The sequence below is a fragment of the Komarekiella delphini-convector SJRDD-AB1 genome (genome assembly GCF_014831675.1).
Lineage (GTDB): Bacteria > Cyanobacteriota > Cyanobacteriia > Cyanobacteriales > Nostocaceae > Komarekiella.
The window spans coordinates 26,099-47,043 of record NZ_VJXY01000049.1; the positions used below are offsets into that span (position 1 = coordinate 26,099).

At 38.6% G+C, this 20,945-nt stretch carries 11 protein-coding genes; 9 read left to right on the forward strand and 2 right to left on the reverse strand.

Going from position 1 to position 20,945, the window contains the following annotated elements; genetic code table 11:
* Positions 1–631: 631 nt before the first annotated feature.
* From FNW02_RS29810 to FNW02_RS29850, 9 genes are all read left to right on the forward strand, one after another.
* On the forward strand, positions 632–2,209 hold the full coding sequence (locus FNW02_RS29810; RefSeq protein WP_191761067.1) for a long-chain-fatty-acid--CoA ligase: 1,578 nt from the start codon (positions 632–634) through the stop codon (positions 2,207–2,209).
* 99 nt (positions 2,210–2,308) lie between these two features.
* Positions 2,309–3,565 (forward strand): MFS transporter, encoded by a 1,257-nt coding sequence (locus tag FNW02_RS29815; protein WP_191761068.1) that lies wholly within the window; start codon positions 2,309–2,311, stop codon positions 3,563–3,565.
* Between the two features lie 199 nt (positions 3,566–3,764).
* Entirely contained in the window at positions 3,765–4,643 is an 879-nt protein-coding gene (scoE, locus tag FNW02_RS29820; RefSeq protein ID WP_191761069.1) for a (3R)-3-[(carboxymethyl)amino]fatty acid oxygenase/decarboxylase, read from the forward strand.
* A gap of 300 nt (positions 4,644–4,943) precedes the next feature.
* Entirely contained in the window at positions 4,944–5,504 is a 561-nt protein-coding gene (locus FNW02_RS29825; protein WP_225226001.1) for an FcoT family thioesterase, read from the forward strand.
* Positions 5,505–5,594: 90 nt separating this feature from the next.
* On the forward strand, positions 5,595–5,888 hold the full coding sequence (locus FNW02_RS29830) for an acyl carrier protein (protein ID WP_191761070.1): 294 nt from the start codon (positions 5,595–5,597) through the stop codon (positions 5,886–5,888).
* A complete protein-coding gene (locus FNW02_RS29835; protein WP_191761071.1) occupies positions 5,885–13,213 on the forward strand; it encodes a non-ribosomal peptide synthetase in 7,329 nt (2,442 codons plus the stop codon). The genes FNW02_RS29830 and FNW02_RS29835 overlap by 4 nt, the downstream gene beginning before the upstream one ends.
* Before the next feature lie 358 nt (positions 13,214–13,571).
* Positions 13,572–17,729: a non-ribosomal peptide synthetase gene (locus tag FNW02_RS29840; RefSeq protein ID WP_191761072.1), complete on the forward strand. Its 4,158-nt coding sequence runs from the start codon at positions 13,572–13,574 to the stop codon at positions 17,727–17,729.
* Positions 17,730–17,865: 136 nt separating this feature from the next.
* Positions 17,866–18,201: a cytochrome c6 PetJ gene (gene petJ, locus FNW02_RS29845; RefSeq protein WP_191761085.1), complete on the forward strand. Its 336-nt coding sequence runs from the start codon at positions 17,866–17,868 to the stop codon at positions 18,199–18,201.
* Positions 18,202–18,306: 105 nt separating this feature from the next.
* Entirely contained in the window at positions 18,307–19,275 is a 969-nt protein-coding gene (locus tag FNW02_RS29850; protein ID WP_191761073.1) for a tetratricopeptide repeat protein, read from the forward strand.
* Positions 19,276–19,323: 48 nt separating this feature from the next.
* On the opposite strand, the gene FNW02_RS29855 is transcribed toward FNW02_RS29850, so the two are convergent.
* Positions 19,324–20,169, reverse strand: coding sequence for a M56 family metallopeptidase (locus tag FNW02_RS29855; RefSeq protein WP_191761074.1), 846 nt, complete (start codon positions 20,167–20,169; stop codon positions 19,324–19,326).
* Positions 20,169–20,588: a BlaI/MecI/CopY family transcriptional regulator gene (locus tag FNW02_RS29860; RefSeq protein ID WP_191761075.1), complete on the reverse strand. Its 420-nt coding sequence runs from the start codon at positions 20,586–20,588 to the stop codon at positions 20,169–20,171. Before FNW02_RS29860 ends, FNW02_RS29855 begins: the two co-directional genes overlap by 1 nt.
* Positions 20,589–20,945 lie beyond the last annotated feature (357 nt).

Genomic DNA, 20,945 nt, shown 5'->3' on the forward strand with positions numbered 1-20,945 from the left:
AAATACGCTAACAATAAGTAGTAACATTTACTACTATAGTTTTTTTGTACGCATCAAATCTTGAAAAAAGATTATAAACAACGCACTTAATCTCTGAAATTTTTGCTGGACAAGGATATTGATAAAAAAGAACCTAGATTTTGAACCACACAAAACCTTGCTATTAAGGGATTATTATACTTTAGATGCGTTGGACTTGATACCTAGTGAGAGTATATTTTTTAACTTCTAATTAATTGGAAGAGAAAAAATTAAATAGTCAAAACTAATATGTACTACTTTATACTCATTAAGACAAACATATTTTAGATTGACAATACTCTAAAATCTGTATTAGCTTAAGCCCTAGTACCTTCTTTTTAAAATAAAAATTTCAAGGCATTTCAAATTAATTGATGAAACTTAACCATAAAAATAGGTAATACAAACTTTTTAAAGCTGAAAAAAGTGTACAAAGTAATGCAGTAAAAGAAAGTTGAAAATGCAGAATTTTTCCCAGCCGATTTGCGGAACTTAGTAGAGTATCCGAATAAAAAAAGCAAAATATTTACTTTATATGGCTGCTAGTAATAGATTCACATAGCTTGTTACGACTGCACAAAAAAACTGAGCAATTTTCTGAGAAACGTCGATGATGTATAACAGTGAAATAACAACGTTGGCAGATTTACCGCGCGTGCAAGCGCGTCAATTTCCAGACGCTAGGGCATTGATATTCAAGGATAAGTCACTTACCTATATACAATTAGATAAAAGAAGTAATCAGGTCGCAAATTCACTTTTAGCCCAAGGAATTCAACCGAGTGCGCGAGTAGCATTTTTAGCTAAAGATTCACTTAAGATTTATGAAATTTTATTTGCTTGTTGCAAAATAAAAGCTGTTTTTGTACCGATTAATTGGCGTTTAGCTGCTGCTGAAATCAGCTATATTCTCAGAGATGCTAATGTTGAAATTCTTTTTGTTGGGGCTGAATTTTATCAGTTAGTAGAATCGATTAGAAATGAGATTGACGGTGTTAAAACCATTATTGCCTTAGAAGAAATTGACAGCAATTGCCTGAGTTACGATATCTGGTCTCAGGAACATAGTGATGAGCCACCAAATGTTGCTGTTGCAGCCAATGATGTAGCCGTACAAATGTATACTAGTGGCACTACTGGAAGACCTAAAGGTGTCCAACTAGGACATTACAGTTTTTTTGCGATCGCCAAAGAATTTGCTCAACGAGGCGAAACCTGGATAAATTGGAACGAAACTGACAAAAGTTTGCTTACCTTATCTTTATTCCATATCGGCAGTCTCTGGTGGGCTATTCGTGGTTTAGCAGCCGGAGCAGAAAATATTGTCTTAGAAAATTTTATCGGTGTTGAGGTTCTCGAAGCGATTGAAAAGTACCGCATCACTAAGACATTTATGGTTCCAGCAATGATTCAAGTTCTGTTGAACGAACCATTATGCCAAAAAACAGATTTTTCATCACTAGAATACATTATTTATGGCGGTTCCCCCATAGCTGAATCATCACTCAAAAGTGCGATCGCTACATTTGGTTGTAATTTTGTGCAGATATATGGAATGACGGAAACTGGTAATTGTGCTGTCTCTTTACCTGCACAAGCTCATACATCTACAAATAAAAACATCCTCAAAGCTGCGGGTAAACCCTTTCCTGGTGTATCGATAGCCATCATCAACAGTGAAGGTAAAGAACTATCTTGCGCTCAAGTGGGTGAAGTTTGTATCAAATCTCCTGCAAATATGATTGGTTATTGGAAATTACCTGAAGCTACAGCAAAAACCTTAGTAGATGGCTGGATTCATACTGGTGATGCTGGTTACTTTGACGAAGAAGGTTACATTTACATTTGCGATCGCTTTAAAGACATGATTCTTTATGGTGGTGAAAATGTCTATCCAGCAGAAATCGAAAATATTTTATACGAACATCCAGCCATCAGGGAGGTAGCAGTAATTGGTGTTCCAGATGAAGATTTTGGCGAAGTAATCAAAGCGATCGTGGTTTTAAAAACAGGAATGAAAGCAACCGCATTAGATATTATTAATTTTGTTCGGGGTAAAATTGCTGATTTTAAGTTACCTAGAAGCGTTGAATTTACTGAATCTTTGCCCAGAACGCCTAGTGGTAAATTGCAAAAGGCCAAGATTCGGGAGAAATATTGGGAAGGGTATGAACGCCGTGTGAATTAAAGGGAGCATCCCAAATATTTGGGTTTATTTTTAAACGCAGAGTCACGCTGAGGTTTACGCAAAGGAGCGCAGAGTAGAGGAAGAAATGAGAAATGACAAATGAAAAATTCTAAAGTTCCGCTTTGGAAACCGCTAACTGTACGCAACTTCTTACTTCTGTACATCGGTGAGACTGTTTCGCTTCTGGGCGATCAATTTTATATCGTTGCATTGCCTTGGTTAACAATACAGTTAACTAACTCTGGGATCACGTTAGGTACTGTGTTAATGAGTGCAGCGATTCCCCGTGCTGTTTTGATGTTGTTTGGTGGTGTGGTGAGCGATCGCTTTTCACCACGATTAGTGATGTTGGTTTCCAATGCTTTACGTGGGTTACTAGTCATTTTATTTGCAACCATCGTTGCACTTAAAATGACTCAACTATGGCATATTTACTTTTTTGCTGCGGGCTTCGGCATATTTGATGGCTTTTTTATACCTGCATCTAAATCAATTATCCCCAGTCTGGTTTCAAAAGAACAGTTAATAGCAAGTAATACCTTGAGCCAAGGAACTTCCCAACTGATTTTGCTAATTGGGCCGGCTTTGGGTGGTTTGCTGATTGCAACTGCTGGGATTGAAGTAGCATTTGTCATTGATGGGATAACTTTTGCCATCACAACTATCATGCTTTTGCTGATGAAGGGAACAACAGCAAAAGCAACAGCATTGAATGGGGAATTAAATCAAAATTCTACGTCAACTAAAAAAACTATGAATTTGATTGCTGGTATGCGTGAGGGATTTTACTACGCATGGCACAATCAGCCTCTCAGAATCTTTTTGCTGGTAATGGTAATCCTAAATTTTCTATTTATTGGGCCATTACAAGTTGGCATGACTTCATTAGCTCATAGTCGCTTCCCAGGTGGTGCAGTAGCTTTAGGAATATTGCAATCAGCTTGGGGTGGTGGTGGGTTAATTGGGACACTCACACCTCAATTTGTCAAAAATCTTCCCAACATCGGAGTTTTATTGTTAACTATTGCGAGTGTTCAAGGCTTTGGTTTATTTTTACTTGGCTTTATTGGCAATATAGCACTAGCTAGTATAACAATTGCAGTGCTAGGATTTTGCAGTTGTATTTTTACTGTGGTAGGAATTACTTGGATTCAGAAACAAACTCAACCTGAAATGTTAGGAAGAGTTATGAGTTTGGGAATGTTTTCTGCTTTTGGTGTTGCTCCTGTTTCCTTTGCTTTAGCTGGTTTCTTAGTCAATTTAAATCTGACAATTATGTTTACTGTTGCGGGTAGCATCATGCTAATTACAAGTCTTTGTTTGGCAGCAAATCCATCAGTACGTAAGATTAGTTAACCAGGACTTACGCAAGTGTCACAAAAAAATAAAAATTTTTGCTTGTAGTAAGGGCTGAAGTCCTTATTTTGAGGACTAAAGTCCTCTCTTCTCTACGAGACGCTAAGAGCGAACGAGACGCTGCGCGAACACTACAAACTTAAGCCTATAAAAATCTGGTTTGATTTATTAATTTTCCCGTGAAGCGAGTGATAAAACTATGAAAGTTCAATATCAAGACAATCAGCGAATGGGAGTTGTTGTTTATGATTTTAATCATAAAACTGCTTCAGATGGAGATATTCAGGATCTTAAGCAACTGATATATGAATACAAAATTGTTGTAATCAAGGATCAAGATTTATTACCTCATGAGTATTGCGATTTTGGGTATCGCCTTGGGGAGGTAGAAAAATACTATCAGCCAATGTATCACCATCCAGAAAGGGCAGATATTTTTGTTTCTTCCAATGTTTCTGAGAATGGTCAGCAAGTTGGAGTTCCTAAGACTGGGAAATTTTGGCACGCTGATTATGCGTTTATGCCGAGGCCATTTGCATTTTCAATGGTATATCCTCAGATCCTTCCTAGTAAGGAGCGTGGCACTTACTTTATTAATATGTCCAAAGTATATCAAAGTTTACCAGATGACCTGAAAGCGATCGCCAATGAGTCAAGTTGTTATCACAGTGTAAGACGTTTTTTTAAAATTCGTCCTGAAGATGTTTATCGTCCGATTTCGGAAATATTAGACGAGATTGAACGAGTCACTCCTCCCGCAAAGCATCCAATGACCTTTACTCATCCCGTTACAGGAGAAACTATCCTCTACATTACCGAGGGGTTTACTTATCGTATAGATGATTCAGAGGGAAAGCCGCGAGATATAAATGTTCTCCAAAGGTTTTTGACTCATTCCGGTCAGTTAGACAAAAGTTTTAAATATCCATTAATCGAACACCATGAATTTGAATTAGGGGATGTGCGGATTTGGGATAATCGATCTTTAGTCCATTGCGCTCACTATGCTGCAAATTCAGAACCAGCGATTACATTTCGATTGACCTTGCACGATAGCTATCCATTTTATCAGTTATAGAGCAATTGTATTCGCACTGCGTTTAAAACATCTCAGTCATTCGATTTTGGATTTTAGATTTTGGATAGATATTAGAGGTTATTTCAAAAGTGTTTCGTTGTGATTTTTGCACTTTTAGCTCCCCCTTAACCCCCCTTAAAAAGGGGGAAATCAGAATCAAAGTCTCTCTTTTTAAGGGAGATTTAGAGGGATCTAAAACTTGTGATATTGACAAGAGGACTTTTTAAACATCCTATTATAGATAAATCTAGAGGTTTGTAACCTGCTCATAATTATTTGGTCATTTCATCAGGAGAAAGCATGATGTTGAAGTTTCAGGATTCAAGTCAACAAAGCGTCAAACAAAATAGTATCCACATCAATAATGATAATATCTTACTGGCACAAGTACTCAAGCCTTATAAAGCTAATTGTCAGTATCTTAAATCTGCTGAAATAACTAAAGAGGGCGATCCTCAGCATGGGGGACGTGTAATCGGACGATGTGAATTCTCGATTCCAGAATCATGTTATATCGATGATACGGGTCATTTTAATTCAGTGGAGTTCAATATTTGCTACAACCAAATGATGTATTATGTCATAGCTAAATCCGTAAAAGAAAGACTGATGGCATCATTTCAGTCGTGGACTATGGCAGATTATTGGAATAAACAGCTACCGGATGTCTATATTGTGAATTTTGAAAGTTCCTTTCGACGTGCTATGCAGTCTTCTAAATTTTGGGGTGAGATTGAATTTACTAATATTCGGATCAAATCTGGGATGATGTATATAGTTACCAAATGTCATTATTGGGATGAGAAAGATGGTAATTGCAGTGGTAATGTGAAATTAGTTATTGTAAATTCTCCGCAATAATTTAACTCGAATTAATCCATTTTTTCACGCTCAAGACGCAGAGGCGCAGAGAAGAGAACGCAAATAAGGACTTTATTTTGCTTAAGTAGCATGTCTAAAATCGCATTTTTCACAACTTATATTCAATACGAAATATCTAAAGTGATTGGTATAGACACATCTGAATTGGATGTTGAAATGTCTTTAAATTATTTAGGACTGGATTCATTAATTGCTGTAAAACTCAGAAATAAGTTTAGAAAAGACTTGGAATTAGATATTCCAGCAGTAAAATTTCTAGAGGATACTAATGTTGCAACTTTAGCAATATTAGTCAATGATTTGAGCGAAAATGCTGACTCAAAAATAAAAAATGATGATGAGTGGTTGGAAGGAGAATTATGAATTTAGTTGAGTTTCTCACACAACTCTCACAACAGAATATAGAATTGTGGATTGATGAAGATAGTAAACTGCGTTATCGTGGTCGTAAAGAAGTATTAACTTCCACAGTTTTAAATCAAATTAAGCAGCATAAAACAGAAATTATCGATTTGCTGCGCCAAGGTTTTCACATCTCTAAATCCTATCCCCTAACTCATGGTCAGCAAGGTCTATGGTTTTTGTATAAACTTGCACCCACAAGTGCAGCTTATAATGTTGCTTTTACAGCTCGCATCTGCTCCCATTTAAATATTCCGGCTTTACAACAAGCGTTTCAGAAGTTAGTAAATCGTCATCCAACTCTCCGCACAACATTTGCACAAAAAGATGGCGAACCTTTTCAACAGGTTCATGAATACCAAGAAGTTGATTTTGAAAATATTGACGCTTCAGATGGGAATGAAGATGAGTTGACAAGCCAAGTAATAGCAGCATATCAGCGTCCCTTTGATTTGGAAAAAGGGCCTTTATTGCGGGTAAATTTATTTACTTATTCTGAAGATAATTATGTAATATTACTAACAATACATCATATTATTATTGATGGTTTTTCCCTGGGAATTATTCTTGATGAGTTGCGTTTGCTCTACGAAGCGGAAAATACAGGTCGAGTCATATTTTTACCTGCTATTAAGTACCAATATCAAGACTTTGTACAGTGGCAGAGAAATACTTTAGCAAGTTCTGTGGGTGATGAACTATGGAATTACTGGCGCGAAAAATTAGCGGGTGAGTTACCTATATTAAAATTACCAACAGACCGACCGCGACCACCAATTCAAAGCTATCGGGGAGCTTCCCATACTTTTGAGTTGAATCAAGAGTTGACTTCTCAGCTGCGAGAAATGGCGAAAGCTCAAGGCGCAACCCTTTATATGACTTTGTTAACAGCTTTTCAAGTGCTACTTTACCGCTTGTCAGGTCAGGAAGATATAATTGTGGGTGCGCCTATTGAGGGGAGAAGTCAGCCGGAATTTGCCGAAACTGTGGGTTTTTTCGTGAATATGCTGGCTTTGCGGGTAAATCTGGCTGGTAATCCGACATTTTCTCAGCTTTTAACTCAAGTACGCCAAACTGTATTGGATGCGATCGCTCATCAAGATTATCCCTCTACTTTATTAATTGAGCGATCGCAACTCAACCGCGATCCGAGCCTTCCTGGTCTTTTTCGCGTTTCCTTTAATTTGTTAAAACTCAGTGAAATTGCTCAAGATTATGAATTGTCTATATCTGATAAAACTAAAACCAGAGAAAATTGGGGTGGGTTAACTTTAGAACCTTTTGTGATTCCCCAGCAGGAAGGACAGAATGATTTAGTGTTCGACATGATGGAAACGACTGAATCATTAATTGGTATTTTAAGATACAACACCGATTTATTTGATGCTACGACAATTAGCAGGATAGCAAGTCATTTTCAAACTTTACTCACAGGGATTATTGCTAATTCCCAACAAGAAATTGCTTCCTTACCTCTACTCACGGAAGCTGAAGCAAATGATTTGTTGTGGAAGTGGAACAACAACCAAGTTGATTATCCTCAAGATAGAGTCATTCATGAGTTGTTTGAGAACTGTGTGAAGCAGCAACCAAATGCTGTTGCGGTGGTATTTCAAGAACAGCAACTAACCTATCAACAATTAAACAGCAAAGCCAATCAACTAGCACACTACCTGCGTTCCTTGGGAATAGGTAAAAATCAGCTTGTGGGAATTTGTGTGGAACGTTCCCTAGAAATGATTATTGCATTATTGGCAGTTCTGAAAGCAGGTGGAGCTTATCTACCTTTAGATCCTGCGTATCCCGAAGAACGTTTGAGCTTCATGCTGCGTGATTCTCAAGTATCGATATTGCTGACGCAACAAAAATTAGTAGCGAGTTTAGCAATAGAGGATTTAACTGTAGTTTGTTTAGATCGAGATTGGGAAGATATTTCCCAGGAAAGTGAAGAGAATATAGTAATTAATACTACGCCTCAAGATTTAGCCTACGTGATTTACACATCAGGTTCTACAGGTAAATCTAAGGGAGTAGCGATCGCTCATCGTAGTTTAGTAAATGCGTTTTATGCTTGGGAAAAAGCTTATCAACTCCAGTCTTTGACCAGTCATTTACAAATGGCGAGTTTTGCTTTTGATGTGTTTTCAGGGGATGTAATTCGCGCTCTTTGTAGTGGTGCTAAGTTGGTTTTATGTCCGCGTGAGTGGCTGTTGGAACCAGACAAGCTGTATAAACTGATGCTTGTGGAGAAAATTGATAGTGCTGAGTTTGTTCCAGCTGTGTTGAGAAACTTGGTTGAGTATTTGCAGAAAACTCAGCAAAATCTCCACTTTATGAAATTGTTGGTAGTTGGTTCAGATAGTTTGTATGTGCAAGAATATCAAGAATTTCAGCGTTTTTGTGGCGAACAGACACGTTTGATTAATTCCTATGGGGTAACGGAAGCGTGTATTGATAGCACGTATTTTGAATTGGGGATTGGGAAATTAGGAAGTGGGTTGGTTCCTATTGGTCGTCCATTTGCGAACACGCAAGTTTATATTCTAGATCGATATCTGCAATTAGTTCCCATTGGGGTTGCTGGTGAATTATATATTGGTGGTGCTGGTTTAGCTCAAGGTTATTTAAATCGTCCTGATTTAACTAAAGAGAAATTTATCCCCTATTCTCCCCACAACTTTATTTTGTACAAAACGGGAGATTTAGCGTGTTATCTTCCTGACGGGAATATTGAATTACTTGGTCGAATTGACGATCAAGTGAAGATTCGGGGTTTCCGAATTGAACTAGGAGAAATTGAAGCTGTTTTGAGTAGTCATCCGCAAGTACAAGCAGCAGTGGTGATGCTTCGAGAACTGCAAACTGACAATAAATCTATAGTTGCATATATTGTTTCTGGACAACAATCATTAACAACTAGTGAATTGCGTAACTTTCTCAAACAGAAGTTACCTGATTATATGATTCCAAGTGCGATCGCCATTCTGGAAACTTTACCTTTAACCCCCAACGGTAAAGTAGATCGGCGTGCTTTACCAATTCCAGATATCGAACAGAATCGACAAATAGATTTTGTTCCACCGCGCACATCAACGGAAGAAGCGATCGCTAATATTATCGCTGCTGTTTTGGGACTCAAACAAGTAGGGATTCACGATAACTTTTTTGAATTGGGGGGACATTCCCTACTTGCGACTCAAGTAATTGCTCGATTACAACAAACCTTAAATATCGAGTTACCGTTACGCTCTTTGTTAGCATCTCCCACTGTGGCTGGATTGAGTGAAGCACTGACATCTTTTACAAAGACAGAATCTTCAGTTAATTTACCAACAATTGTCCCAAATCCACAACAGCTATATCAACCTTTTCCCCTCACCGACATTCAACAAGCTTATTGGTTAGGACGCAATGCAGCTTTTGAATTGGGTAATATTGCTGCTCATGGTTATTTAGAATTAGATTGCGATCGCCTAGATTTAACAAGGTTGAGTCAAGCTTGGCAAAAACTCATTTTGCGTCACGATATGCTGCGTGCTGTTATTTTACCAGATGGTCAACAGCAAATTCTCCCAACAGTATCGGCTTATGAAATAGAAGTTTTGGATTTGCAAGATTTAGAGGTGATGCGCGAACAGATGTCCCATGAAGTCTTACCTGCGGATCAATGGCCTTTATTTAGGATTCGAGCTACACCTATAGATGAACAGTGTACCAGACTCCACCTGAGTTTTGATGCTTTGATTGCTGATGCTTGGAGTGTGTTTATGCTGATGCGGGAGTGGTTACATCTATATAATAATTCTGAGTTTGTATTACCACCCTTAGAACTTTCCTTCCGCGATTATGTGCTTGGGGAATCAACTTTAAAAAATACATCCCAATATCAACGTTCTCAAGAATATTGGTTTAAACGACTAGATACCTTACCACCAGCACCAGAATTACCTTTAGCAAAAAATCCAAATTCCATTACCAATCCTCGGTTTCAACGTCGCAGTTCTCAACTGTCTCCAGAACAATGGCGCAAATTACAAAATCGCGCTCACCAATTTAACTTAACTCCTTCTGGAGTTTTGCTAGCTGCTTTTGCAGAAGTCCTCAGTCAATGGAGCAAAAATCCTAAGTTTACTATTAATCTCACACTGTTTAAGCGTTTACCTTTACATCCCCAAGTCAATGAGATTGTGGGAGACTTTACATCTTTGACACTTTTGGAAGTCGATCGCTCAGTTCCTCAAAGCTTTAGCAACCACGCTCAACAATTACAGCAACAACTGTGGCAAGATTTAGATAACGGTTATGTCAGTGGTTTGCAAGTACAGCGAGAACTTAGCCGTCAACGCCAAAGTTACCAATTTATGCCGGTGGTATTTACTAGTACCCTGGGTTTAGAATCACTTGGTCAGGATACATCAATATTAAGTCAGTTAGGCGAACTCGTTTACAGTATCAGTCAAACCCCGCAAGTTTGGTTAGATAATCAACTGAGAGAGCAAAACGGAACTTTAATATTTAACTGGGATGCGGTGGAAGAACTTTTCCCCCCAGGTTTGCTGGATGAGATGTTTGCTGCTTACTGCGATTTGCTTCAACAACTAATTACCTCAGATGCTATTTGGAGCAAGATTCAGCGAGAATTACAACAACCTACAATTGCAAATTATCCCACCGCACCTATTTCTGAGGAAACTTTGCACAGTTTGTTTATCAAGCAAGTGCAGATCCAAGCTGATTCTCCAGCAGTCATTACCCCAGAGCGTACCCTAACTTATCAGGAATTATACCAACACGCTCTGCAATTGGCATCTCAACTGCGAGAATTGGGAGCAACCAGCAACAATGCGATCGCCGTTGTCATGGAAAAAGGTTGGGAGCAAGTTGTCGCTGTACTAGGAATTTTAATTTCCGGTGCGGCTTATCTCCCCATCGATCCTGAATTACCAGCAGAACGACAATGGTATTTACTCACCCAAGGACAAGTTCAATTAATTGTCACTCAACCTCATCTTCACCTATCTTTACCATCAGATGTTCAACAAGTATGTGTGGAAAGTCAACTTAGAGGAGATGGGAAAGATATAAAACTAGTCCAAACTCCCGATGATTTAGCTTACATTATCTACACTTCTGGTTCGACAGGTTTACCCAAAGGCGTAGCGATCGATCATCGGGGTGCAGTAAATACAATCTTAGATATCAATCGACGCTTTGGGGTTAGATCGAGCGATCGCATCTTAGCTTTATCAGCATTAAACTTCGACCTCTCAGTTTACGACATCTTCGGCATATTGGCGGCGGGAGGAACAATAGTTATTCCCTCAGCAGATAAAACCAAAGATCCCGCACACTGGTTAGAGTTAATAGTATCTCAGCAAATTACCCTGTGGAACTCAGTTCCAGCTTTGATGCAAATGTTGGTAGAATATCTTACCAAGCAACCAGAACAACCTTTATCTCTGCGTTTAGCTTTGTTGAGTGGAGATTGGCTACCTCTAAATTTACCAAATCAAATCCAAACATTGTGGTCAAATATCCAAGTAGTGAGTTTGGGAGGAGCAACAGAAGCTTCCATTTGGTCAATTTACTATCCAATTACCCAAGTAGATCCTAACTGGAAAAGTATTCCCTACGGCAAACCACTCGATAATCAACAAGTATATGTATTCAATCATAATTTGCAGCAAACTCCTGTTTGGGTGACGGGACAACTATATATTGGTGGTATCGGTTTAGCAAAAGGTTACTGGAAAGACGCAGAAAAGACAAACGCTAGCTTTATTACTCATCCAGTTACCAAAGAAAAATTATATAAAACAGGTGACTTGGGACGCTATTTACCCGATGGAAATATAGAGTTTTTGGGAAGAGAAGATTTTCAAGTGAAAATCAACGGTTATCGCATTGAACTTGGTGAAATTGAAGCCATATTAAAACAGCACCCCACTGTCAAACAAGCAGTAGTCACCACAGTAGAACAAACACAACAATTAGTTGCTTATATTGTCAGCGATGCTGCGAAGCAGCCGCTACGCGATCGCCACATCACATCAACTCCCAATCTAGGAGAAGCGTACCAACCATCTCAACAAGCAGGAGTATTAAGCGGTGTTGGAGAACGCATCGAATTTAAACTCCAGCAACCAGGAATCCGCAAATCAGAATCATCGCCAATTACTATTCACTTACCCAAATCTGAACTTGAACAAACAGCTTATCTAGAACGCCAAAGTTACAGACAATTTCTACCGCAACAGATATCCCTAGAACAATTTAGCAAATTTCTCAACTGTCTCCAGCAAATGCAACTGGGTGATTATCCCCTCCCCAAATATCGCTATCCTTCTGCTGGGAGTCTTTATCCCGTACAAACTTACTTATTCATCAAACCCAACAGCATCGAAACACTCCCAGCAGGAATATATTATTATCATCCCAGTGACCACAATTTAATCTTACTCCACAGCACCAACGAAATAGATAGCAGCGTTTACCTTGAGAATCAAGTACTTTTTCAACAATCCGCTTTTGCGATATATTTGATTGGGAAACTGAGTGCGATCGCACCGATGTATGGAGAACTCGCTAGAGACTTCTGTCTTTTAGAAGCAGGACACATCGGACAATTACTCATGAACAGCGCACCAACCCAAGAAATTGGTCTTTGTCCCCTTGGTTATTTAGAATTTCCACCAATTCAAGATTTATTTAAACTAGAAGCAAATCAAGTTCTCCTTTATAGCTTTGTTGGTGGGAAAATAAATCCAAATGATTCTCAGCAATGGTCATTAGTTAAAAATCCTCAAACTGCCAAATCGAATTCTACCCAATTCCGAGAATATCTACAGCAACAACTTCCACAATACATGATACCGGCTGAATATATTCTCATTGACACCTTACCCCTAACCCCCAACGGAAAAATAGATAAAAAAGCTTTACCAAGCCCCAATCTCGCAACAGCCAAATCAGCAAGTTTAGTACCTCCGCAAACTGAAACCGAAAAAACAATCGCTGAATTTGTCCAACAACTGCTGCAAATTGAAGCAGTGGGAATACAGCATAACTTTTTTGAATTAGGGATAGACTCTCTCAAACTGGTGCAGTTGAAGAATCACTTACAAACTCAACTCCAAGTCAACATTCCCATGCGTCAATTATTAGTGGAAACCACAAATATTCAACAACTAGCATTAGCTATTGATGAGCAATTAATTATCGTTAAAATTACACAAAAACCTTTATCTACAGGACAAGACGACGATAAAGAAATAATCCAAGTTTAAATGTAGTATTTATGTATACTGATATTTATAGCGATTCCCAGTTATAGCTGTTTTCATCTATTTAGACCACGGTCTTATTTCTTCCTTTGCGCCTTTGTGTGAGATAAAAATAGTGTGGTTCATTTACCTGAAAATTGCTGTAAATGAGGTACAAATTTTTGAAACGCAAAGGGACGCAAAGTAAAGCACAGAGGTACGCAGAGATTTGTACATCAGCAGACTAGGAAATGCTATAAACGAACCACAAAGAGCGCAAAGAACGCAAAGTTAAGAGAATAAAAAAGGGTTTTTGCATCATCAAGTGAATATTATTATCCGTGCCATTGGTGTTCGTTAATCAAAAATGAAGAAAAACATTATGAACAAAAACCAACTTTTAATTGAACTCGAAAAACGAGGAATCAAACTCTGGTTAGAAAATGACCTATTAAACATAGAAGCACCAAAAGGAACATTAACACCAGAACTACGCGATTCCCTCAAAGAACATAAACCAGAAATTATCAAACTACTAAATCTCAGCAATATAAAAACAACTTCCTTACCAATCATCAAACCAAATCTTCAGCAACGTCACCAACCATTTACACTCACCGACATCCAACAAGCACATTGGTTAGGACGCAATCAAGTATTTGAATTAAGCCATGTCAGCAACCATGTTTACATAGAATTTGAAACTAATAAATTAGAAATATCACGCCTTGCAGCAGCTTGGCAAAAACTCATTCAACGTCATGACATGCTACGGGCGATAGTATTACCCACAGGAGAGCAACAAATCTTAGATCAAGTTCCCGATTATCAAATTACCATCTTAGATTTACGAGAATCAGAAACCTCAAAAATCGAAACTGAATTAATAGCAATCCGCGAAAAATTATCTCAGCAAAACTTACCTTCACACCAATGGCCTTGGTTTGATATTCGAGCCAGTTATTTAAATCAACAACGAATTCGGCTGCATCTCAGCATGGATTTATTACTGATAGATGCTGCGAGTCTTCGGATTTTATTTCACGAATGGAATCAACTTTATCAAAATATCGAATTATCATTACCACCATTAGAATTATCATTTCGAGATTACGTCATCGCCAAACATTCTCTCCAAGACTCAGAATTAGTCAAGCGATCGCAAACTTACTGGTTCAATCGTTTAGATACTCTACCACCAGCACCGGAACTACCCCTAGCTTTATTTCCTAGTGAATTAAAAGAGTATACATTCAAACGCTATGCTGGAAAACTAGAACCCCATATATGGCAAAAATTAAAACAGCGAGGTCAAAAAGCTGGTTTAACTCCTTCTATCATCTTGCTAACCGCTTTTGCAGAAGTTTTAACTTTGTGGAGTAAAAATCCTCACTTTACTCTCAATTTAACTGTACTTGAACGTCTACCTCTCCATCCTCAGATAAATCAAATTATTGGAGATTTTACCAATACAAATCTCTTAGCAATAGACAATTCATCACCCAATACATTTACAAATCTAGCTTTAAAAATACAACAACAATTACTCCAAGATTTAGACCATATTTATATTAGTGGAGTAGAAGTATTGCGGAAATTGCTTAATCAAAAGCAAACAGAATTGACCGCAGCTATGCCTATAGTATTTAGTAGTGTTTTAGGTTTAGGTACTTTTGCTCAGGGAGATTTAGAATATAACTTTTTGGGAGAGGTGGTGTATGGTATTAGCCAAACCCCGCAAGTTTCCTTAGAACATCAAGTTGCAGAACACAATGGAAGCTTAATTTTTAACTGGGATGCGGTAGAAGCACTCTTTCCTATGGGGATGTTGGATGAAATGTTTACAGTTTACTGCAATTTGCTGGAGCGTTTAGCCCAAGAAAATGAATTGTGGACAGAACCCATAGAATTACTACCACCAGCCCAAATTTATCATCCTCATACACCAATCCCGCAAACAGCTTTACTCCACACTTTGTTTTTTAAACAAGTATCTCAACGTCCACAACAACAAGCCGTCATTAGCAGCAATCGCATTCTCACCTATCAAGAGTTAAACGATCGCGTCACTGAATTAGCACGACAACTAGGCGATCATTCTCAGGTGGCGATCGCTATCATTATGGAAAAAGGCTGGAAACAGGTTGTCGCTGCTTTAGCTATCCTTGCTGCTGGTGGGATCTATGTCCCCATCGATCCAGGATTACCAAAAGAACGTATATGGTATTGTTTACAACAAGCAAGAGTTAAACTGGTACTGACTGAAACTTGCCTTGTTCATAGTCTGGAATATCCAGAGAACATCCCAATTTTGTGTATAGATTCATTACAAACTTCACCATCTCACCAGCCATTCCAGCAAATCCCAAAACCCACAGACTTAGCCTATATCATCTACACCTCTGGTTCTACAGGAACACCTAAAGGTGTGATGATTACGCATGAAAGTGCAGTCAACACGATTTTAGACATTAACGAACGCTTTCGGATTAATTCCAGCGATCGCATCTTAGCTATTTCTGCTCTCAGCTTTGACCTCTCAGTTTACGACATCTTCGGCATCTTAGCAGCAGGAGGAACAATAGTCATTCCTGATGCTGCAAACAGTAAAGATCCATCTCATTGGAGTGAATTAATTACCAAACACCAAATCACAATTTGGAACTCAGTTCCCGCTTTCATGCAGATGTTAATTGAGTATAATTTAAATCATCCTCAAGTTATATTTAATACTCTCAGATTAGTTTTATTGAGTGGTGATTGGATACCCCTGAATTTACCAACTCAAATCCAAACATTATCTCCACAAGCCGAAATCATTAGTTTAGGAGGAGCAACGGAAGCCTCCATCTGGTCAATTTATTATCCAATTACCCAAGTTGACCCCAACTGGAAAAGTATTCCCTACGGCAAACCACTTAAAAATCAATATATTTATGTGTTAAATACATCTCTGAAAAAATGTCCTGTTTGGGTGACAGGAGAGCTATATATTGGGGGAATCAGTTTAGCAAAAGGTTATTGGCAAGACGAAGAAAAGACAAACGCTAGTTTCATTACTGATCCAGTTACCAAAGAAAAATTATATAAAACAGGTGACTTGGGACGTTATTTACCCGACGGGAATATAGAATTTTTAGGAAGAGAAGATTTTCAAGTGAAAATCAATGGTTATCGCATTGAACTTGGTGAAATTGAAGCAACATTAAAACAGCATCCCACTGTTAAAGAAGTTGTAGTCACAACAGTCCCAAAAACACAACAACTAATTGCTTACATTGTTCCACAACCAGAGTCAAACATCACCACTCAAGAAACACGTTCTTTTCTCCAAACCAAATTACCAGCATACATGATCCCCTCTACTTTTGTGTTGCTAGCATCTTTCCCGCTCACAGCAAATGGTAAAGTGGATCGTCAGGCGCTACCTATTCTTGAAGGTACGCAACCAGAATTAACACAAACTTTTACCCCGCCTCGTAACCAAGTAGAAGAACTATTAATTACAACTTGGACAGAATTATTTAAACTTCAGCAAATCAGCATCTATGACAACTTCTTTGCATTAGGTGGACACTCATTTTTAGCACTACAATTAATCTCCAAAATTAATCATAAATTTCAGACCAATATACCTCTCAGTACACTTTTTCACTATCCAACGGTAGCCGAATTAGGAAATTTTCTCATCCAAAATTATCACGCTTCCTCAACACCTATATCTTTAGTCCCCATTCAACCACAGGGAACTCAACCACCATTATTCTGTATTCATCCCACAGGGGGACAAGTAATGGTGTATCAACATCTTGCCACCTGTTTAGGAACAGATAGACCTGTATACGCTCTCCAGTCCCGCGCTCTCAACAACTCACTGGATGAGCATAATAGCATTGAAAATATGGCTGGGGAATACGTCAAAATCATTCGCCAACATCAACCTCATGGTTCTTATCATCTCATGGGTTGGTCTATGGGTGGAGTCATTGCTGTTAGTGTTACCAAAGAATTAGAACAGCAAGGATGTAAAGTTGATTTTCTTGGACTTGTAGATGCGTTCTTATTTCCAGATAGTACACCAACTTTTACACCCGATCCTTTATATGAATTAGCATTAGTGTTTGGTGGTACTTTTGTTGATGCTTTGATGACGCTAGATACTGTTCAACAGCAGCAACTACGAGAGCAACTCATAAGTTTAACTTGTGTTGAACGTCTGCAATTAATGATGAATTGGGGACAATCACAAAATTTACTTTCAAAAGAATTATCAGAAGTATCAATTGAAATATTGCAAAAACAACTAGAACTAACCGAAATTCACCAAAAACTCTTGAAAAACCACCAACCACCTCAAATCCAAGCTCAAATCTTCATCTGGTGGGCTGCACAACAACTCACACCTAAATTACCCCGTACCAACTGGAGTCAATATACTATCAACACAACTCACACAAAAATCTTAGATGGCAACCATTTTACCATCATGCTTCCCCCCTGCAATACAACACTCGCCCAGCAATTACAAGAGTACATTTAATTACATACCAGAAGAATTCAAACGCTTGCGTGGTAGTCATAAAGTTTGACAGCCTGTCATTTGACGATGCGAGCCATGAGAAACGAAAATTATTGGGGATATTATGCCGAATAAACTTTTGCAGAGAGAACATGGGATGAAAAAAATTATTTCAGTGCTGTTACTGGGTGTAGCGATTTTCACTTTTGTCTTCAATAGTCCAGCTTTAGCAGCAGACGCAGCCAGTGGAGCCAAAGTATTTAGTGCCAATTGTGCCTCTTGTCATGCAGGTGGTAAAAACTTGGTTCAAGCCAACAAAACTTTGAAAAAAGATGCTTTAGAAAAATTTGGGATGTACTCAGCAGAAGCGATTATCGCCCAAGTTACAAATGGTAAAAACGCTATGCCTGCTTTCAAAGGTCGTTTAAAACCAAATCAAATTGAAGATGTTGCAGCATATGTGCTGGGACAAGCAGACAAGGATTGGAAATAAAGTCAGAATACGAGAATAAGACTGTTGTTCTCTAGTTAAAAAATAGTAGGTAGGGTATGTGCCTTATCTACTCATTTTACTCCGCTAATAAAGTGAGATATTATTATGACTCGCTTTTACCGATTCATCCTCAATTTTGGTATTGCCGTTGTACTCGTCTGTCTTTTTCTCACTTCACCCGCATATTCATTATCTACATCGGACGCGAAAATCCCAGAAGGCGACTTATTCAAGCTAGGGATCGAAAAAATGCGGCACGGCAGTTACCCTGAAGCTATTCAAGATTTTACAAAGGCGATTAAGCTCAAAAAGGATTTTGCTGTAGCTTATAGCAATCGTTGTCTTGCTTATCTGCAATTAGAAGATTATCAGAATGCGATCGCCGATTGCAATCAGGCTCTAAAGTTTACACCCAACAATGTGGAAGCACACCTCAACCGAGGACTAGCATACTACAGACAAGGGGACTATCAAGCAGCGATCGCTGACGATAATCAAGTTATCGCACTCAAACCTAATGATTTCAGAGCTTACTACAACCGAGGGCTAGCTCATGCCGCCTTGGATAATTACCCACAAGCAATATCAGATTACAATTTAGCACTCACTAATATTCCCCAAACATCCAGTTTACTAAAAGGGGATATTTACAATGACCGAGGACTAGCTCGTTTTGAGTTGTTGGACTTAAAAACAGCTATGCTCGACTTCTCAGAAGCAATTCAACTCAATCCAAATGACTACAGAGCTTACTATAATCGGGGTTGTGCTTGTGGTATAAGTGGCAATAACTCTTGTGCCATTAGGGATTTTACTGAATCACTCAAACTGAACTCAACCAATGCTCAGGTTTATCTGAATCGGGGTATAGCCTACCATCAACTTGGTCACGAACCAGCAGCGATTGCAGACTTACAAAAAGCGGTTGAATACTTTGCCCAACAGGGTGAAACTATAACCTATGAAAAAGCTTTCTTATTACTGAAAAATTTACAACAACAACTCTCATCATTATCAGAAATTGCTCTAATACCCAGAACCGCAAAGACTAAGGAATATGGAGTTAGTTCTTGAAACTGTCTAATTATTGTCAATAATAACTCAAATACTCACCTAATTCCTCTAATGATGAAATGGAATCACCAGTAATGGCACAAGCACCAAAATTAACCACACCCAAGGCCATAGTTTTGGCTGTCCCATAGAATCTGGTTGCTGCAAAAGGGCATCTATTCTCTGTGTGACATGATTAGTTGGAATATGCTGGGCAAAAGCTGCACAAAAATTTACCTCTAGTAAAATTGGAGTATTGACAACCAAGAGTAAAGCCTCTGCCAATAACAGACTATCAACTTGTTTAGCTGCCCAATGATCGGCACGTATTTCTCTTAAAAGTAACAACTCTTGCCATAAAGATTCTGTGTGCGGTAGCCAAGAGGTTAACTGACGTAGCCACCCCAAAAAGAAAAACCAACAGGTATCGCGGTAGTGGCGATGTCCATCTTCATGGGCTAGTACAGCTTTGAGATGGGGGACATCTAAGGTATCTAATAATCCCTGACTGATAATTAACTCAGGTTCCCAAAAACCAACCAAAGCACAATAAACAAGAGGCGCATTTAGTAAGCGTGCTGGTGTACCGTAGACATAAACTATGGGATAGGTGCGAATTTGTTCTAGCATCCGGTTTCCCTCCCATGCCAACTTTAGCCATAAGACACCTGCAAATCCTAAGAAACTAATAGCAAGTCCGTAGCTAACCCAACCTTCCCACCCCCAAACCATAATATGTCCATGAGGCCCCATGCAAAACACTGCAAATGTTGTGGTTAACAGAAGTAATGGCGGTAGGAGAAATAACAACAAGGCGCGGGGAAAACGTTCCGTCCAACTTCCTATAGGAAATGACCACTGACTTCTCAAGTACCAAGCTAGCATTAACGCCATCACTACCATCAACAGATGCATTACTTCTTCTCCCTGAGTTCACGAACTGCTTGGATTTTTTGGGCGATCGCCTCAAACTGTGCCACACTAGCTTCATCAAGACTGTCCGCAAAAGCAGCTACAATCTCCGGCTTGCCCAATTCGAGAAATTTCTGTAACTGTTCATAAGCCTCTAACGCTTGTGCTTCAGAATAGGAAATCAAAGGTCGCCAGATATAGTGGCGGTGCTGTTTAACACATTCTAGCCAACCCTTATTGCTAAGACGATCCAGTATTGTTGCTACTGAGGAATAAGTTAACTCGCGTTCTGGATCAGCAATGATGCGTTCATGTATCTCTTTGACTGTGGCAGAATCCAGAGAGTAAATAATGTTTAAAATCTCTGCTTCTAATGGGCCTAATTTCAGTTTGTTGGGGCGGTAATTTGGCAGAGAACTCATCTTGATTTTTAGTGTCTTTTAACTAGATTAACCAGAATTTATTTATGATAAATTCGCTTGAAAACTTCATAACTAACTTTGACAAATTGTCACACTTAAATCTGACAACTTGTCTTTTGACATTTCACACCGACTGAATTAAGGTCGGAGGGGATTTTTAGCTTCAGTTGGCTTAATTTTTTCCAGGACTTGAAGCTCATTACAATCTTGATTAAACCTCCAATTGTTCATTAATTAAGGAATATGCGTATTTCAACTCAATCAATAAAATTTACCAAATATTCAATCTCTTCTGAGCAAGCAGTTATCTTTAACCCAGATTACTTAGAAGCATTATCAAGCAGTCTATCTATTTTA

Bases quoted from the DNA above. Each gene is read 5' to 3' on its own strand.
- FNW02_RS29810 (WP_191761067.1), top strand. From the start codon at position 632: ATGATGTATAACAGTGAAATAACAACGTTGGCAGATTTACCGCGCGTG.
- FNW02_RS29815 (WP_191761068.1), top strand. From the start codon at position 2,309: ATGAAAAATTCTAAAGTTCCGCTTTGGAAACCGCTAACTGTACGCAAC.
- scoE (WP_191761069.1), top strand. From the start codon at position 3,765: ATGAAAGTTCAATATCAAGACAATCAGCGAATGGGAGTTGTTGTTTAT.
- FNW02_RS29825 (WP_225226001.1), top strand. From the start codon at position 4,944: ATGATGTTGAAGTTTCAGGATTCAAGTCAACAAAGCGTCAAACAAAAT.
- FNW02_RS29830 (WP_191761070.1), top strand. From the start codon at position 5,595: ATGTCTAAAATCGCATTTTTCACAACTTATATTCAATACGAAATATCT.
- FNW02_RS29835 (WP_191761071.1), top strand. From the start codon at position 5,885: ATGAATTTAGTTGAGTTTCTCACACAACTCTCACAACAGAATATAGAA.
- FNW02_RS29840 (WP_191761072.1), top strand. From the start codon at position 13,572: ATGAACAAAAACCAACTTTTAATTGAACTCGAAAAACGAGGAATCAAA.
- petJ (WP_191761085.1), top strand. From the start codon at position 17,866: ATGAAAAAAATTATTTCAGTGCTGTTACTGGGTGTAGCGATTTTCACT.
- FNW02_RS29850 (WP_191761073.1), top strand. From the start codon at position 18,307: ATGACTCGCTTTTACCGATTCATCCTCAATTTTGGTATTGCCGTTGTA.
- FNW02_RS29855 (WP_191761074.1), bottom strand. From the start codon at position 20,169: ATGCATCTGTTGATGGTAGTGATGGCGTTAATGCTAGCTTGGTACTTG.
- FNW02_RS29860 (WP_191761075.1), bottom strand. From the start codon at position 20,588: ATGAGTTCTCTGCCAAATTACCGCCCCAACAAACTGAAATTAGGCCCA.